A 17,588-nucleotide genomic window follows, 5' to 3' on the forward strand; every position below is an offset into this window, starting at 1 on the left:
ATCTTATTGTCTTACGTGAAGTAATCAAGCTAAGTCAAACTTATCTCATACGGTATAATTATAGGGTATTCGAACTAACTGATGTTAAAATAACCTATTAAACCGTTAATAAATTGTGAGGAAATGAATGCGTCGTATTTTGTTGCTACTTATCGTGATGTTTAGCTCGCTGGCTAGAGCTGGTAGCAACGATGTACTGGTGATTCACTCCTATCACCAAGGCTTTTTATGGACCGATAAATTCCAGGCTGGGCTCGAAATTTCCTTGGGTAAAGGCGTGTATCCTATGCGAGTTTCTTTTCTCGATAGTAAACGTTATCAAACTCCTGAATATATGGAACACCTTCGTGAGCTGTATCGAACGGTCCTCACTTCTGACTCTTTTCGTGCCATCGTGGTCAGTGATAATAACGCCTTAGCGCTAATGAACAGCTTGGCGGAATACGTGGGGGATACCCCGGTTATTTTTGGTGGCGTGAATAACTACAATCCAGATCTGCACAGTCAACTTCGTCGTGTTACAGGGGTGAAAGAAGAGGTGGATCTCGTTGGTAATTTTGAGCTGATCCGTAAACTTCAACCTAATATAAAAACGATTCAGGTTGTGATTGATGATTCTGTTACTGGTAAAGCCAACAAAGCGCAGTTAGAGCGTTATTTTCAAGCTTACCCTTCTAGCCGAGAATGGGTGAAGTTGGTTTCACCGACCAGTTTTAATGATTTACTGTATATCGTTTCTAATTTGCCATCAGACAACGCGGTTTTTTTCTGGCTCTATTATCGTGCTCACAATGGCGATTACCGAAGCGTGCCTGTTTGGCATCATTTGTCTGAAAGATCGAGTGTACCTGTGTATTCCCCAAATGTAGCACTGTTAGATTATGGTGTCGTTGGTGGCGTCATGGTGGATGGTTTTGAGCAAGGCAGCAACGCGGGCGAGTTGCTCAAAAAAGCACTGCGATACCCACAACAACCGCTTCCTGCCGTGCAAGACAGTCCTAACCGATTAATGTTTGATTTTAACGCCTTGTCAAAATGGCGTTTAGACGTTGATCAAGTGGACAGTTCCACCTTTTTAAATCACCCGCCTTCTTACTGGGAAGAGCACGCTGATGAATTACGGGTATTGGCATTAACTGTGCTGTTGTTTACGCCCATTATTATTTTGTTGTTGTCTAACCTTGCTCGCATTCGTAAAAGTGAACGCAAACTTACCCAGAGTCAGGCGTTGTTTGAGGCGGTTTTTGATCAGAGTTACCAGTTGATAGGGATTTTAGATAAGGAAGGCCGTCTCATTTCAAGTAATCAAAAGCTGCAAGAGTTGTTTTCGAATCAAAGCTTAGATCTGGACCGTCCGCTTTGGCAGTTTAAAGGGTGGGACAGTGGCTCTGCTCAAGAGTTTTCGAACGTGTTTGGCTCCATTAAAAATGCAGGCTTGATCCGGTTTGAAGCGGAAATGACCCACAGCAGCTACGGCCCTTGTTTGTTGGAAATCTCACTCAAAGTGATGCCCGCCAACGTCAGCAGCGATGTGCAATACCTGTTTGAAGCTCGAGACATCACGACTCGCAAACTCACGGAAGGTAAGCTGATGGAGCGAGAGGTGAGCTTTCGTTTGCTGTATGAACAACAGCCCGTCATGCTATTGACGTTAGACAGTCGTTCACGCATTCAGGCCGTAAATCAGTTTACCGCTGATTTGTTGGGTTACGACAAAATGGATTTATTAGGGCATAAGGTTTCGGACTTTTATTTAAATGAACGATCGTTTGTGCCACAGCAAGTGTTGCTGCAACCTCAGCGGGATTTTAATCAGGTGTGGCGACGCGATGTGGAGTACCGCTCTGAAGACGGCAAAGTGGTGTGGATCCGAGAAAATATTCGTCCTATTTCTGAAACTAAGCAGTTGCTTATTGTGGGTGAAGACATAACAGAAGCAAAACAGCTGGCGAAGCAGTTGGAGTATCAGGCCCAGCATGATCTATTGACGGGAGACTTTAATCGTAATCAGTTTGAGTGTGATTTAGAGCAGTCCTTAAATGAGGTGCAAAGCCATTTTCGAACTCATGCCATGTTGTATCTTGATTTGGACCAATTTAAGGTCATTAACGATACCGCAGGTCATGAAGCGGGTGACGAAGCCATTAAACACACGTCATATCTATTAGCGGGCATTTTGCCTTTTAACGCCACCTTGGCACGTATGGGGGGGGATGAATTTGCCATCTTGCTGCGTGATTGCAATGAAAGTCAGGCCTTGGTGTTGGCCAAACAAATTATCTTAGGCATTAATAACAGTAAATTCCTCTGGAAAGACTTGCACCTTAACTTAAGTGTTTCGATTGGTATTCGCCTGATCGATCACACTGCCACTACACCACAAATGGTACACGCTCAGGCAGATACAGCTTGCTATGCCGCCAAAGAAGAAGGTCGGAACCGCTATCATTTATACCATCCAGATGATGAGCAGCTTAAGCGCCGTGAAATGGAAATGGAATGTGTGAACCAAGTGCATGATGCTTTAGCTCACCACCGTTTAGAGCTGCACGCACAGCGCATTCTTGGTCTTGCCAGTAATGAAAATAACTTAATGTATTTCGAAATTTTGGTGCGCATGCGTGACGATCAAGGTGAGTTGGTGCCTCCTGGCATTTTTATGCCCGCATCAGAACGGTATAACGTGGCACATTTGGTGGATCGTGAGGTGGTGGTACAAACGTTGTCGTGGTTCTCTGAACGACCAGCGGTGTTGGATAAGTTAGGTATGTGCTCGATTAATTTATCGGGGCAGTCGATGGGGAATAAAGATTTTACCCGTTTTTTAATTGAATCTATCAATCAAAGCGCGGTGCCTAGCCATAAAATTTGTTTGGAAATTACCGAAACCGCCGCGATAGGCAACATGAATGAAGCGATCAAGTTATTCGGTAAGTTGAAAGAATTAGGGTGTTTGATCGCCTTGGACGACTTTGGCTCGGGTTTATCTTCTTTTGGTTATTTAAAGCGATTACCGGTTGATATCGTGAAAATTGATGGTTTGTTTGTGCGTGACATTGATGTGGATGAAATGGATCACGTGATGGTGCGTTCTATCAATGATTTAGCGAAACAAATGGGCAAGAAAACAGTCGCAGAATTTGTGGAAAACACAGCTATTGTGAATAAGCTGCTGGAGCTTGGGGTCGATTATGGCCAAGGGTATTTGATTGGTCGCCCGAAGCCATTGCCAGAATTAGTGGATGAGTTAATGGAAGAAATCAGCCTTGCTGGTGAGTCAGTGATATACTCGCCTGCAAACGGTGACAATACTTAGCGTACGCTGATTAATCCAATGGAGAACTTTGTGCAATTAGCCCTTATTTGTGAAGCGCCCGATCGTCAACATGAGTTAGAACAACTCGCAGAACGCTGGCAGTTAACTCATCATGAAGAGAGTGATTTTGCGTTGGTGCTGACGCAAGAGCGTTTAGAGCTGATCAAACGTGACGAGCCTAAGCTAGGTGCTATTTATGTGGATTTGATCGGCGGTGCTGTAGGGCACAGGCGTAAATTTGGTGGTGGTAAAGGCCAGTCTATTGCCAAAGCGGTTGGTTTGAATAAAGGGGCGACACCTACGGTTCTTGATGGTACCGCGGGCCTTGGCCGTGATGCTTTTGTGTTGGCTTCTTTAGGTTGCAAGGTGCAAATGGTAGAGCGCCACCCGGTGGTAGCGGCGTTATTGGATGATGGATTAACGCGTGCGAAACATGATCCTGAAATCGGTGGTTGGGTTGGAGAGCGCATGTCGTTATTGCACGCTTCAAGCCACGATGCTTTAGAGCAATTAAGCCAAGATCCAAATTTTGAGCAGCCAGATGTGGTGTATTTGGATCCTATGTACCCACACCCTGTGAATAAGAAAAAGTCGGCGTTGGTTAAAAAAGAGATGCGGGTATTCCAGTCTCTTGTTGGTGCCGATAACGATGCTGATGCCTTGTTGGCACCGGCTATGGCGTTGGCAACAAAACGCGTGGTAGTGAAAAGGCCAGATTACGCAGAATGGTTAGACGAGAGTAAGCCAAGTATGGCGATTGAGACCAAAAAAAATCGGTTTGACGTGTACGTTAAAGCAGGCATGAACAGTTAAAAAACACTTCAAAAATGCTTGGGTTTCTCATTTGTTTGACAGAAGGCTTGATTCTGTCAAACTTCCTCGCTATATCTAAATGGTAATTGTTATTAGTATGATTTGAGATGTATATGGCCAAGAGTTTATGTAAGTACAATCGACACAGTATTGCCAGTAACATGGGCACTATTCATCAGATCATCAGCTCACCAAAATACGTTTGTTCAAGCTGTGCTCGCTCTGCATCTGGTTCTGAATATCTGTGTAAACCATCCCCGTTGCCGCCAGCAGCTTGTGTGGCTAAGGTCACTGCTCTTTCTCGTGACGAGGGCGTGGCCATAGCGGCAGATCCTAAGAAAGACACGGGATGTGCGGTATTGGATCAGGTGATTAACCGAGATAAGAAAAAATCTGAAAGCAAAGAGAAAAAACGCATTAAGAAAGCGTTGAAACGCCAGAAAAAGTACAAGAAAAAACTAGAGAAGATGATCAAAAAGCAGAAAAAAATGCTTAAAAAACAAGATCAGCTGACGAAGAAGTCCCAGTTACTCGATAAGCGTGTTGAGCTGACAAAAGATAAGATTGAACAGCAGCCAGCGTTAATGCATTAATTGAACGACTGCTTTCATTCGTGCCTCATGTAAAAAGGGCCTCAGAGCGTGTGCGCTGTGAGGCCCTTTTACTGTATGAAGCAGTTGTTATGAAGTTTGAGCTACGCGGTTTATGCGCTTTTTGACCCAAGTTTCATTAAACCAAAGTGAGAACATGATGATGGCGCCACCAATGAATAAACGAGGTAAATCCACATCTCGGTTCCAAATGACGATATTCACGACAAGGCCCGCAGGAACCAGTGCGTTGTTCATTACAGCTAGTGCGCCCGCATTGACTAAACATGCCCCTTTATTCCAAATGAAATAACCTAGGCCGGAAGCAATCACGCCAAGGTAGATCAAAATGCCCCATTGCAGTTCAGTGGTTGGCAGTTTGTCGGTATTTCCAAATAAGAAAAACGCAGGCAGGGCGATACACAATGCACCTAAATAAAACAGACCAAATACCGTGTGTTGTGGTAATTCGGTTGGCTGTTTCTCCATGACGTATTTGTAACTGACTTGGCCAATAGCAAAACAAAGATTCGCGCCTTGTACCACCAAAAAGCCCAGTAAGAAGTTGTCGTTAATGCCTGCAAATTTGATCACACAGGCTCCAGCTACCGCGATAGCTGCGGTGACTAAATACCATAATGAAAATCGCCCTTTGAGTAAGTCATAAATAATGGTGACGTACAGCGGGGTAAACACAGTAAAGAGCAGGACTTCAGGCACGGAAATCAGCAAGAAAGATTGGTAATAAAAGCAATACATCAAACCGAGCTGAATACCACCAATGGCCATGAGCTTCAGTGCCAATGGTGGGCTAATTTGTCTGAATTTCAGAAATGGCAGAAATACAATGCTGGCCAGCACAACACGAATTAATACCGAAAACCAAGCATCAACTTGGCCAGCTAGGTAGACCCCAATGAGACTAAATGAAAAGGCCCATAATAGGGTTACAGCGGATAGATACGTCATTTTTTTGTTCTGATAATGAAAATTAGCCGCAGTGTACCTTAACTCAGAACGATGATTGGAGCCCAAAGTACGATTATCTTAATTAGGCTCCTGTTTTTGAGAACATGCTGGAGGCGAAATTTTTACGCTTCGCGTTCCAAAGGCACCACAAGCAAATCAACCGGCGACGTGTTTATCAGTTGGCGGGTTGATGAAAGGAGTTTGCTCCAAAAATCTTGGTGATGGCCACACACCACTAACTCCACATCAAGGTTATGAATGGCTTCACACAGTTCTTCGCTTAAGTCGCCACTACCGACTAAGGTGCGGTTGATGGGGTAATTGGCATGATCCGCTAATCGCTGCATTTGCTGTTGCGCTTCTTCAATCGCGCGGTGCTGGGTTTCCGCTAAATTAATGTCGATCAAGCCGGTGTAGAGCTCTGCGTAGTTCACATCAATATGGATTAAAGACACTTTGGCCTCTAATGCTTGGGCTAAAGTGACGGCTTTATTAATTAAGGTTGTGCTGTCGTTAGATAAATCAATAGCAACCAGAATGTGCTGATAACTCATATTCAATGCCTCCAGTCCGTTGAATTAGTTCAAGCCTAGCACTCTTGTTTTAGAAATAATGTCAATTTGATCCCAACTCATGGAGCAAACGTATAGGAATTGGAGTTATTCATATTTGACCACGAAGTTGTTATATATAATAAATAGTTAACTCAATTAAATAGTATACTGCGTGATGTATTAGGGGTGGTTGTAAATTCATCACTGTCACGTAACAATGGTATAGTGAACTGGCTTAGATAATCTATGAGGAAGCGTCCGATGTTAGCGCAAGCTATGATTGATAAATTGAATGAGCAAATAAATTTAGAGTTTTTCTCTTCCAATCTATACTTACAAATGAGTGCTTGGTGTGAGGATAAAGGTTTTGAAGGTGCCGCTGAGTTTTTACGAGCTCATGCAACGGAAGAAATGGAGCACATGCAACGTTTATTTACTTATGTGAGTGAAACGGGTGGTTTGCCTCTTTTAGGTGCGATTGATGCGCCTGAGCATAACTTTGAAAGCCTTGGTGAGGTATTTCGTAAAACGTACGAGCATGAACAAATGATCACTGAAAAGATCAATAAGCTTGCTCACGTTGCTTTCTCTACTCAAGACTACTCAACGTTTAATTTCCTTCAATGGTACGTTGCGGAGCAACATGAAGAAGAGAAATTATTTAAAGGGATTTTAGATAAGCTAGAGCTGGTTGGTGAAGATGGCAAAGCGCTGTTCTTTATTGACAAGGATCTAAGCGCATTGGCGAAGTCAGGTTCATCGTCAATCATGGATACGACGGCAGAGTAATGTTCAGCCATTACTAGATAATACCCTGATCATTTTCTGCTTCTTAGTGTATCCGGTCGTGATAGTAGGAGGAGAAGATGATCAGTGGAGATGCGATCCTATTTGCATTAATCTTAGTCACAACCATCAATGTGGCTCGTTATGTCAGCACCTTAAGAACACTACTCAGTGTGATGCGTGAAGCACATCCGTTACTGTATCAACAAGTGGATGGCCGCGGCTTTTTTTCAACTCATGGCAACGTCGCCAAACAAGTCCGACTGTTCCACTACATACGTAGCCAGGAATATCAACATCATCATGATCCGGTATTTATTATTAAATGTAATAAAGTCCGGCAACTGTTTGTGATCTCCAGTACTTTAGTCATGACTACCGTAATTATGCTGTTTACTGTCGCCTTTTTAGGTATTTAGTTACCAATCTTTTATTAGGTCAACAGCATTTTGAATGGGTGATAACAACAATGGTTGGCACTCATTGCTTACATGGGTAAAATAGCGCCGTGTTGTGCAAGGGATGTACTATTTATGAGTACATCCCTTTTTATTTATTAGGGCAAAAAGAACATGGCAAAAAAGTTTGATGTAGTGATCATCGGCGCTGGGGCGGCTGGATTAATGTGTGCAGCAGAAGCAGGTAAACGTGGACGCTCTGTGCTGGTGGTGGATCACGGCAAGAAGCCCGGTCGAAAAATTCTGATCTCCGGTGGTGGCCGCTGTAACTTCACCAATTATGATGTTGCTGCTAATAACTTTGTTTGTCGTAACCCTCATTTTGTTAAATCTGCTTTATCTCAGTACACTCAGTGGGATTTCATTGCCATGATTGCAAAGCACAACATTGCCTTTGAAGAGCGTTTGCATGGGCAATTATTTTGTGAGGATTCAGCAAAAGACATTGTCGCCATGTTATTGGCAGAATGTGATTTACCAACGGTTGAGCAGCGTTATCGTTGTGATGTGCATGACATTGAAAAAACAGAAAATGGCTTTTGTTTAAAACTGAATACAGACGCGATTGAGTGTGAGTCGTTGGTGATTGCCACGGGCGGACTTTCGATGCCAAAACTGGGAGCAACCCCCTTTGGTTACCAAGTGGCCGAGCAGTTTGGGTTGAAAATGGTGCCGACCACCGCGGGTTTAGTACCATTTACGCTGCATAAAGAAGAGAAAGAGGCATTTGAGTCTCTATCTGGTATTGCCATTCCTGTCGTGGTGGAGTCGGAAGACGGCAGTAATTTTAAAGAGAACTTATTGTTTACTCACCGCGGTTTATCGGGGCCTGTGATTTTGCAAATTTCATCGTACTGGACGCCAGGGCAAAAAGTGATGATTGATTTATTGCCTGATCTCGATTTAGCGGAAACGCTAACGGCCATGCGTGAAAAACACCCGAACCAAAGTTTGAAAAATTCGCTATCACGATTATTACCAAAACGTTTTATTGAAGTATTAATTGAACGAAAAGACATTACGGATAAACCATTAAAGCAATACAACCCAAAAGGCATCACGGAGCTGGCAACGTATTTCCATCAGTGGTCTGTGGCCCCGAATGGCACAGAAGGTTACCGCACCGCCGAAGTGACCCTGGGTGGGGTCGATACCGATGAGCTGTCTTCTAAAACCATGGAAGCGAAAAAAGTGCCGGGCTTATATTTTGCCGGTGAAGTCATGGACGTGAGTGGCTGGCTCGGAGGCTATAACTTCCAATGGGCATGGAGCTCTGGGTATGTGGTAGGTCAAAACGCCTAAATGTGTTGAGGCCATAAGATATAGAAGGGACCTTTGTCTGCTTAATGCTGTTCTGCCTAGTTTGATAAGGGGCTGAACAGCATCATTTTTTGTTTTCGTTAAACTGAGTCACTTATCTCACGGTCTCGCTGCAATTGCATTTTTATAGTGCGATTTATGCCACTTTACTGGCCAGTATTGGTATTTATTGTTTCGAATGACCATCGTGTCTTTGTAGCTTTGAATCGTGAGCTTTTTCCCTTTCGTTACATCTCCTGATTTTCTTATTTGATCTTGGTATAAGACTTATAGCGTCAAGTTAGGCATCTTCTGACATATAGGATATCTTATGGAACGTTTGCCATACGATAAGTGATGAGTGGCTGAAAATAGCGAGGTCACTAACGTTATTTATAAAAAGAATATCACTCTACTTCCAACGTATTGCATACATACCCTAATTTATGCATAGTTGGCCCAGTTTTACCCATTTTACAAATTGAGAAGTGAGAATTCATGCAGACGGTCGCAACAACGGTTTCTGATGTAGGCCAGTTGATTCATTGGTGCCAGCAGTTTCAATGTCAGCGTAATGAACAAATATTAATCCAAGTTTTTTCTACTCAATCACAAGAACAGGTAAAACAGTACTACCATATAATGACTGATTTTTGGCCAAACAGTACTATGATTGGTCAAAGTGCTAGTAGTACGTTTATTCAAGCCAATGTCTCCAATAGCGGCACGTTAATTTCCGTTTCTTTTTTTCAAAGCACGCAGTTAAACAGTGCGTTAGTACCTATATCTGAGCAAAAAGAAGCCACTGGTTTTTTGTTGTGTGAGCAGCTTAAGGTATCCCGTTGTACTAAAGCGATCATCTGTTTGGCGGATGGGGTCACTGCGGCGGATTATCCATTGTTTAATGCCTTTTCTCAATTACCTTATTTCATCCCCATTGCTGGAGGTGCCGCAGGGAAAGGGGAAAGTGAAAGTTGGATTATGTTAAATGGTGAGTTTGGTGAACAGTGCATGGTAGCTGTGGCATTGGAATCCGATTGCCTGCAAGTTTGGTACGACGCCTTTGTTGAATGGCATCCTGTTGGTAAGCGTTTTCGTGTAACGAAAGGTCATGGGAATGTGATTGAATCAATCGATAATGAGCCTGCGTATGATGTCTATTGTAAATATTTAGCCAATGGGAAGTCATTGTCTTTTCATCAGGTTCAAGCGTTCCCATTGATGACATCAGAAAATAAAGGCCAGGGCGTTGTTGGGGTTGAGAAAATATTGGGGAACGGCGCGTTAGAACTTGCGGTGGAAATCCCTGTTGGCGACGAAGTTCGTTTTTGCTATAGCCACCCATCATTAACTCAAGAACAAGTTCAGTATGGTGTGGAGCAATTGGTGGATCATCATCCTGAGTCTATTTTTATCTATAATTGCGAATCTCGACGCGATTTTGAACATGGCGATAGCGAGTTAAAACCGTTTGCAGAAGTCGCACCCACTCAAGGGGTGTACTGCATGGCAGAATTATTTCGCCATCCTGATCGTCAACGTGTGTTACACCACAGTTTAACGTACTTGGCTTTACGAGAAAGTACGCAGGTCGATAGCCATCATAAAGTCACCGTACAGAACCATCAGCACGCGTTGACCCCCTTGTTTTCTTTGATCCGAAATTCATTGGCAGATTTAGATGCTATGACCATGCAGATGGAGAAGAAGCTCAGTGTTCAAGCGGAAAAATTGGTTGAGAGCTATCGAGTGGATCGACGTACTGGGTTACTAAACCGAGTGGTATTGAAAGAGCGTTTAGCGCACCTTACTGGTTCAGAGCATTTACTCACCGTAAAACTGACTAACCTCAGTGTGATTAACGATAAATACGGTTATCAAACGGGCGATCGGCTCCTGCGTGATCTGAGTATGTACTTTTCTGAGCACCTGATTTCACAGTTTAATCAAACGACTGAGTTGTACAGTGTCGGCATCGGAGAGTGGGCCGTGGTGTTTCGCTCGGATCTGAGCAGCGATGAACTAAAACAGCATTTTTTGGTGTTTACGGATCAATTAGAGCAGGTGAATTTTGAACCTTATGGTTTGCCAGATATTGACCATTTGTCGGTGGCGATTTCTGGTGGCTTGCTGAGTAAGCGAGACTTTCATTGCACTTCACCTGACGACATGATTTTGAAAGCAATTGAAGCTCGTCGGGTTGCCATGAACCGCAATTGTCATTTGTGTGATGCCCGTGATGTGATTGAAGAAGAGCAAAAGCGCCACAGTCAGATGAGGTGGTTAACCTGTGCCAATCGCGCGGTGTTGCAACAAGGGGTTGTGGTGTATGTTCAGCCGATTGTGAACGCTCATGATCATTCACTGGCATCTTATGAATGTTTAATGCGGATTGCTGAAGACAACCACGTGTATGCTCCGGGCTTATTTTTACCTGCCGTGGAAGGAACTCATCTTTATACGGGGTTAAGTCGTCAGATGATCCAGCGCAGTTTCGAGTTAATGAAAGATCGTAACGAATCCTTTTCGATCAACTTGTCTCCTCAGGATCTTATGAACGACAGAACCTTAGATTTATTGGAGCAGTCGTTAAGTACGTTGGATGACCCATCTCGGGTGGGACTGGAAGTGCTAGAAACGGAACAAATTCAAGATTACGGCCGTATGATTGAAGTGTGTGATCATTTCCGGCGCTTTGGGGCTCGTATTATCGTGGATGATTTTGGGTCGGGGTATTCCAATATTGATGAAATCGTCAAATTAGAGCCGCAAATCATTAAGTTGGATGGCAGCTTAATTAAGAACATTGATAAAGATCGCCGCCAGCGCTTAATTGCTCAGCAAATGGTGCAGTTGTGTAAAGTATTAGAAGTGAAAACGGTGGCGGAGTTTGTTCATAACCAAGAGGTGTGCGCCATTGCCAAAGACATTGGTGTGGATTACCTACAAGGCTATTATCTTGGTGAACCCCGCTTATTGAGCTAACGCAAAAACAGTTTCATGGTTAAGCGATGCAGCCAGCCGTACGGAGGCATCATCAATCTAGTGGGGTAAAACTTGCCCCGCTGCAAAATGGTTTTTGCTTTTGAAAACGTCAGGAACCCTTCGTGGCCGTGGTAATGTCCCATTCCTGATGGTCCTATTCCCCCAAATGGAGCGTCTTCTGCAGATACATGCACTAACGTTTCATTGATGCATACCCCACCAGAATGTGTGTGCTCAACGATGCGCTGTTGCAGGGCTTTATTATGGCTGAACACATAAAGAGCCAGTGGCCGTGGGCGCTGTTGAACATAGCTAATGGCTTGGTCTATGTCTTCGTATTCAATAATTGGTAAAAGTGGGCCAAAAATTTCTTGCTGCATAACAGTCATGTCATCAGCGGGGTTTGTTACTAAATGCGTCACCATTTTTTGTTGTTCGTCATTATGACTAATGGTATGCGCAGGGATCACATGAGCACCACCTTGTTGAGCTTGCTGACACCATTGTTGCAGGCGCTGGTAGTGGTGCTGATTAATCACGGCGGTGTAATCTGGGCTATTGGCCCCTTGCGGATACATGGCGGCAAATTGCTGTTGATACGCCGAAACAAACTCTGTCGTTTTTCCTTTCGGGAGTAATACATAATCTGGGGCGACACAAATCTGCCCCGCGTTTAAACATTTACCATAAATAAGCTTCTGTACCGCTTCTTTCATGGATATATCGGCGGCAACCAGCACTGGTGACTTTCCACCAAGCTCTAATGTCACGGGCGTTAGGTGCTCTGCAGCCGCTTTCATGACGTGGTGGCCAACTTGGGTTGAACCAGTAAATAATAAGTGATCAAAAGGCAGTGCAGAAAAGGCACTGGCTATTGTGCTCTCTCCTTCTACGGTAGCGACTTCCTCATCAGAAAAGGCTTCAGTCAATAACTGGGTTAAGATGGCATTTGTATGTGGTGTAAACTCACTGAGCTTGATCATGGCCCGGTTACCCGCAGCAAGGGCGGTAATAAGTGGGCTGATACTTAACATTACGGGAAAATTCCATGGCACCATGATCCCAATGACCCCTAGTGGTTGATATTCCACTCGAACCTTGGCGGGTGCTAATAGTAATCCTGCGTGACGCTTGGAAGGCTTGAGCCATTTGTTGAGGTTCTTCTTGGTGTACTTGAGTTGTTGTAAGCAAGGCAAAATATCACTAATTAGAGTGTCGTATTGACTGCGGTGGTCATAATCTTGGTGCAAGGCCTCACACAAGGCTTGTTGGTGGTTGAGCAGGGCCGTTTTAAGCTTATTCAGCTGGTGTAAACGATGGTCCAGTAAGGGCATGGGGTTTGCTAAAAAGGCGGTTTGTTGCTGCCTTAGCTGTTGCTGCATGGTGACAATTTCATGGTTGCCGTGGGAAAGTGAAGCTGTCATTAAAAGTATCCTTACTGGTTTTTAACACTCGTTTTCAGGTGAGATGTTTTGTTATGCCTTGGTCATTTTTGGTAACGGTGACCGCTTTTGTCTGCATGAAAAACAGAAATGAAGTGTGTGAAGTAAGTGTGCAGTTGTTCGGCGTCTTGGCTTTGGCCCAATAGGTTCAGTAATTCAATGCCGACTTCACAGGTACACAGATTCCCTTCTTGTTGGTTGCGCCTGAGCTGGTAACTGGAAGGGGCGGTATTGGTTAACACTAAGCAAGGTAAGTTATTTAACCATTTGCTTTTTCTAAGCATTTTTTTTGCTTCTTGCCATGTAGCATCCAGCAAAATAAACAGTGGCTGAATGTTTCCATCACGTGGTGTTGTCTGCGCGCGAAATTGTTCGCCAGTAATGGCCTCATCATGGGGAAACACGACCCAAGGTTGATAATTTTTATTGGCGATCAGATCAAGCAAGGCTTGTGGTGGCTCCACTCGGTTCCAGGTGTATTGCTCACAATGGGGAAGTGAGTGCTGCATTAATTTGCCAGTATTGGTGTCTTTGTGTTGTTCGTTTGGATGCTGTAACAACACAAAATGAGCTTGGCTTTGTAGTGTTGGGCACTGGTCGCAAATGCAGTTATGAGTAAAGCCACATTTAGGGCATGCTGGAGTCGTGGTCATGATCGAATATTATATTATGGTTAAGTTGCTATAACGTAGAACCACAGAGGCGAATGCTTCACCTCTGTATTGATGCGATAAGGCTAATGGGTTACCAGAGCCCTCCGCGTTATCTTATCATTGAATGGATCAGTTGTTTTGATCTAAAAATAGCGTGACTCCGTCGGTGCCCAGTCCATACACCTTACCATTTACCTTTTCTTTTGATGCGGTGATCTTATTGCCTTCTCGGGTAAAAATACGCTCTGCAATCAAGAACTGGCGTTGATGGCGACTCATTAATACATGCACTTGATTGGCATTGATTTGTTGCCAGACTCCCGACTCAATTAAGCTTGGCTCGTTGGTTTGGTAATCGTAGCGGGTCGTTGCGGTGTGATCGGCGTTTAATGTGACACTAATGGTTAGCCCTGAATTTGCAGCGGAAGGACTATGGCCTTGATATTGGCCTACCCAGTTTTGAGTGGCATCGGTATTGGCTAACGTTGCACAACCTTGGTATTTAGTTTGATGCCACTGAACAGTCGATCGCCAGCCATACAAGCTGTCACTCATACCATCATTACATTGTGCTTGTGTGATGGTGAGCTGCGCATTACTGGCTGAATATTGATGTTGTTTGAGTTTGATGTCTTGCTCTTTAATGGCTTGTTTCTCGCTTTGCTCTCCCATTTTAGTAAAAGAAAGCTGTCCCTTTTGAGTACTGATGTTCCAAAAGGGTTCCGTTCCGAAAGCTTTGGTTGGTTGGGGGGCTCGCTGGCAACCCGATGACATCTCTGCTGATAAGAGGTTGATTTGAGTGACGACAAGCTGAGCCGGAAAATCAGAGGCCAACCCTGCATGTGGCGGTGCTTTAAAATATCCGATCAGCTCACCATACATGGGTTGATAGGGTTTTCGGGTTAATTCATTAAAGGTCTTTTTTTGCTCTGGCGTTAGTTTCAGCCAGTATTGCTGTTTACTGCCACAGGGGGTTATCGTTTGAGTTTCATGGCCTACGGTAACATCTCCGCGTAAAATGAAGCTTTGTGGCGTTACTTCTGAGTTGTTCGTTAATACGGCATTTTGAATGGGCTGTGGTTCGGAAGAAGGCATAGGGGCATGGCTGCATGCGGTGAGGGTGATGACACTGAATAACGAAATCGGCTTCCACATGGTTTTCCACGATGAGTGCATGAAAACATCCTCTTCATAAAGACAAACGATAATTTGGGTAAGAAAAATAATGGCGTATTGGTTATTTAAAACAGAACCGGACACTTTTTCAATTAACACACTGTGGCAGCAAGGAACATCATGCTGGGAAGGTGTGCGTAACTATCAAGCCCGTAATATGATGAGAGATCAAGTAAAACTGGGTGATTTAGTATTGATCTACCATTCATCATGTAAACACGTTGGTGTGGCAGGCATTGCGAAAGTGTGTAAAGAGGCGTACCCCGATCATTTTCAATTTGATCCGGAGAGTGACTACTTCGACCCAAAATCTAACCCGGAAGATCCTCGTTGGATTATGGTTGATGTGGAGTTTGTTCGTAAAACCAAGCGATTGATCCCATTGGCGAAGTTAAAATCTATGCCGGAGCTGGAAAACATGCCGTTGGTAAAAAGAGGGAATCGTTTGTCGATAATGCCAGTGAGTGAGCAAGAATGGCAGGCGATTCTCGATCAGGAGGAGTTACCAAAAAGGTCATGATAAATTAAAGAGGCAGTAAGGTATTATTTTACTGCCTCTATTATTTTTACTTTAGGAATAACTCATTGAGGTAATGGGCCACGGCTTCGTGCTCGTGTGAGCCAATCACTTCGTTACTTGGTAAGGCTTTTTTCACTTTTTCATGAGAAGTGGCCATTACCAAGCCTTTTCCTGCCATTGACAGCATTTCAACGTCATTCATGCCATCGCCAAAGGCAATACAATTTTCCAAGCTATGCCCAAACGACTCGGCCACTGCTTTTAGAGCTTCCCCTTTAGACACATTTGCCGCCATGACTTCTAGGCACCATGGGGTAGAGAAAGCCACGGTCACACTGTCCCCTAATGTTTCGTTAAACAGGGTTTCGTACTTGACGAGGTAATCATGATCCGCATGCGTGACAAAAATTTTCGCAATGCCGTCGGTGGGTGGTTGCTCGTCGTCAAACAGTGTGTAGCTAAACCCAGAGTCTTTATGGAAGTGGTCGAGTTTTTTATCTTCACGGTTGAGGAGCCATTCGTCATTACGATAGATGTGAACAAACAGGTTAGTATCATCTTTAACTAAATCAATCAGCGGTTTAACTGAGTCTGGCTCAATGTTACGGCTAAACACTAAGTTGTTATTTTCATCATGAACGCGCGCACCGTTTGAGGTGATCATAAACGCAGGAATGCCCACCGTATCGCGGATATGGTGAACATCAACGTGGTGTCGACCAGTGGCAAAAATAAATCGTATCCCTTTTTCGTGTAGGGATGTTAGTACTTCTTTCGTGAAGTCAGCGACTTGGTGTTGTGGTGTTAGTAAGGTGCCATCGAGATCGGATGCGACAATATGGATCATAGTTTCCTCAACATGAAGTCAAACAGGGAAATCATCTATTTTTATAAGACAAATCTTAATCCAGTTTGAGCCGCAAAAAGAGGGTAAAGTTAGTTTTCCTCTTTTATTTCGGTGCGCTGTGTTGATTAAAAAAAGCGAAAACGGCATTCAGAGACTGGTTACGATATTTATCTTGTTCGAATAAAAGTTCGTGGCGAGCGCCGTTAATGACGATCTTTTTACACTGCTGGCCTGATTGAGCCATGGCGTAGCAGAATTGATCGTGAGCGCTGTTATCAATGATTTTATCGGCACTGGCTTGCATTAATAGTGTGGGAATGGTGAGTTTATCCGTGCTGGTTCGACACGCTCTGGCGGCTCTCATGCCTTGCCAAATCCAGCGTGAACTTGGCCCACCTAACTTCATCTCAGGCTTTTGTTCGTATAAGTCTCTAAACCAGCGGTAACGAGTTTGGCTTTGACACAGTGGGTTATTGGTAAATGGCTTGGCGTAATAGCCCACTTGACCTGGTGCGTAAGTCGGCTTTGGGCTGATCAAGTCTAAGATTTGCGCGAGCGGGTAGACAATCGGGCGTAACCAACGACTGACATGAATGCCATACATAGGTGCACTTAAAGCCAAGGCACTAAAGGGATGCTTGTATTCTTGTAAATAACGAGTGGCAATAGTGCCTCCCATGGAGTGCGCAAGCATAAAACAATGTTGGTAGGCCGTAGAGTCAACGATGGTTCTGACAAAGGTATTGAGATCGGCAAAATAGTCATCAAAGTGATCAACGTGGCCAAGTTGGCTGTTGTCCGTTAATCGATCGGAAATGCCTTGCCCACGGTGATCAAGCGCGTAAACATCGTAGCCTTGCTGATAGAGTTCGTAAAATAATTCTTGGTATTTCCAATAACTTTCCACACGCCCATTCACCACGACAATAGCACGCTGGTGGCGTGAGTTTACCATTCTCATCCATTTGATGGTGGCGTTGCCTTGGCCGCTAAATTCACCTTCTTCACGTTGTTTCCAGCACGCTAAAATAGCGCCTTTCATGGCGTCGGAAAATTGATCTTCTTGTATAAAGGAATGGGTTTTGTGTTGTGAAGTTGTCATGTTTGGTGAATTTGCCTGAAGAATAAGTGTGTTATCGGTCATTAGAATATCATGTAGACCGTACCGCTGTTTACTTTT

At 44.1% G+C, this 17,588-nt stretch carries 15 protein-coding genes; 8 read left to right on the top strand and 7 right to left on the bottom strand.

All coding sequences use genetic code 11. The annotated features are described in order from the left end of the window. Nucleotides 1-127: 127 nt before the first annotated feature. From MHO82_RS18605 to MHO82_RS18615, 3 genes are all read left to right on the top strand, one after another. Complete coding sequence (locus MHO82_RS18605; protein WP_239186260.1) at nt 128-3,316, top strand: ABC transporter substrate binding protein; 3,189 nt, start codon at nt 128-130, stop codon at nt 3,314-3,316. 30 nt (nt 3,317-3,346) lie between these two features. Continuing rightward, nucleotides 3,347-4,129, top strand: a complete 783-nt coding sequence (locus MHO82_RS18610) for a class I SAM-dependent methyltransferase (protein ID WP_239186262.1) — start codon at nt 3,347-3,349, stop codon at nt 4,127-4,129. Between the two features lie 113 nt (nt 4,130-4,242). Continuing rightward, nucleotides 4,243-4,722 (top strand): hypothetical protein, encoded by a 480-nt coding sequence (locus MHO82_RS18615; protein WP_239186264.1) that lies wholly within the window; start codon nt 4,243-4,245, stop codon nt 4,720-4,722. 87 nt (nt 4,723-4,809) lie between these two features. Here MHO82_RS18615 and MHO82_RS18620 read toward each other — a convergent pair whose 3' ends face one another. Together MHO82_RS18620 and uspA are read right to left on the bottom strand one after the other, a co-directional pair. Then, nucleotides 4,810-5,688: a carboxylate/amino acid/amine transporter gene (locus tag MHO82_RS18620; protein WP_239186266.1), complete on the bottom strand. Its 879-nt coding sequence runs from the start codon at nt 5,686-5,688 to the stop codon at nt 4,810-4,812. A gap of 122 nt (nt 5,689-5,810) precedes the next feature. Further along, nucleotides 5,811-6,242 carry a universal stress protein UspA gene (uspA, locus tag MHO82_RS18625; protein ID WP_239186268.1) on the bottom strand — a complete coding sequence of 144 codons (432 nt, stop codon included), beginning with the start codon at nt 6,240-6,242 and terminating at the stop codon, nt 5,811-5,813. Nucleotides 6,243-6,503: 261 nt separating this feature from the next. On the opposite strand from uspA, the gene ftnA reads away from it, so the two are divergent. The 4 genes from ftnA to MHO82_RS18645 all read left to right on the top strand — a co-directional run bounded on the left by ftnA (nt 6,504) and on the right by MHO82_RS18645 (nt 11,770). Next, on the top strand, nt 6,504-7,031 hold the full coding sequence (ftnA, locus tag MHO82_RS18630; protein WP_239186270.1) for a non-heme ferritin: 528 nt from the start codon (nt 6,504-6,506) through the stop codon (nt 7,029-7,031). Nucleotides 7,032-7,108: 77 nt separating this feature from the next. Beyond that, on the top strand, nt 7,109-7,447 hold the full coding sequence (gene uspB / locus MHO82_RS18635) for a universal stress protein UspB (RefSeq protein WP_239186272.1): 339 nt from the start codon (nt 7,109-7,111) through the stop codon (nt 7,445-7,447). A gap of 153 nt (nt 7,448-7,600) precedes the next feature. Continuing rightward, nucleotides 7,601-8,788: an NAD(P)/FAD-dependent oxidoreductase gene (locus MHO82_RS18640; protein WP_239186274.1), complete on the top strand. Its 1,188-nt coding sequence runs from the start codon at nt 7,601-7,603 to the stop codon at nt 8,786-8,788. Between the two features lie 495 nt (nt 8,789-9,283). Further along, nucleotides 9,284-11,770, top strand: coding sequence for an EAL domain-containing protein (locus MHO82_RS18645; RefSeq protein WP_239186276.1), 2,487 nt, complete (start codon nt 9,284-9,286; stop codon nt 11,768-11,770). Here the strand turns inward: MHO82_RS18645 and MHO82_RS18650 are convergent. The 3 genes from MHO82_RS18650 to MHO82_RS18660 form a co-directional block, all read right to left on the bottom strand. Then, nucleotides 11,767-13,194, bottom strand: a complete 1,428-nt coding sequence (locus MHO82_RS18650; RefSeq protein ID WP_239186278.1) for a coniferyl aldehyde dehydrogenase — start codon at nt 13,192-13,194, stop codon at nt 11,767-11,769. The genes MHO82_RS18645 and MHO82_RS18650 overlap by 4 nt on opposite strands. A 62-nt stretch (nt 13,195-13,256) precedes the next feature. After that, the gene (locus MHO82_RS18655; protein ID WP_239186280.1) at nt 13,257-13,865 is read right to left on the bottom strand and encodes a DTW domain-containing protein; all 609 of its coding nucleotides are present in this window, start codon (nt 13,863-13,865) and stop codon (nt 13,257-13,259) included. Between the two features lie 129 nt (nt 13,866-13,994). Continuing rightward, nucleotides 13,995-15,041 (bottom strand): copper resistance protein NlpE N-terminal domain-containing protein, encoded by a 1,047-nt coding sequence (locus tag MHO82_RS18660; RefSeq protein ID WP_239186282.1) that lies wholly within the window; start codon nt 15,039-15,041, stop codon nt 13,995-13,997. 49 nt (nt 15,042-15,090) lie between these two features. Here MHO82_RS18660 and MHO82_RS18665 point away from each other — a divergent pair, with 49 nt between their 5' ends. Continuing rightward, a complete protein-coding gene (locus MHO82_RS18665; protein WP_239186284.1) occupies nt 15,091-15,561 on the top strand; it encodes an EVE domain-containing protein in 471 nt (156 codons plus the stop codon). 46 nt (nt 15,562-15,607) lie between these two features. On the opposite strand, the gene MHO82_RS18670 is transcribed toward MHO82_RS18665, so the two are convergent. Together MHO82_RS18670 and MHO82_RS18675 are read right to left on the bottom strand one after the other, a co-directional pair. Next, nucleotides 15,608-16,408: a Cof-type HAD-IIB family hydrolase gene (locus MHO82_RS18670; protein WP_239186286.1), complete on the bottom strand. Its 801-nt coding sequence runs from the start codon at nt 16,406-16,408 to the stop codon at nt 15,608-15,610. A gap of 103 nt (nt 16,409-16,511) precedes the next feature. Beyond that, nucleotides 16,512-17,552, bottom strand: a complete 1,041-nt coding sequence (locus MHO82_RS18675) for an alpha/beta fold hydrolase (protein WP_239186288.1) — start codon at nt 17,550-17,552, stop codon at nt 16,512-16,514. Nucleotides 17,553-17,588: the final 36 nt, after the last annotated feature.

It is taken from the genome of Vibrio sp. Of7-15, assembly GCF_022347565.1.
Taxonomy (GTDB): Bacteria; Pseudomonadota; Gammaproteobacteria; order Enterobacterales; family Vibrionaceae; genus NORP241.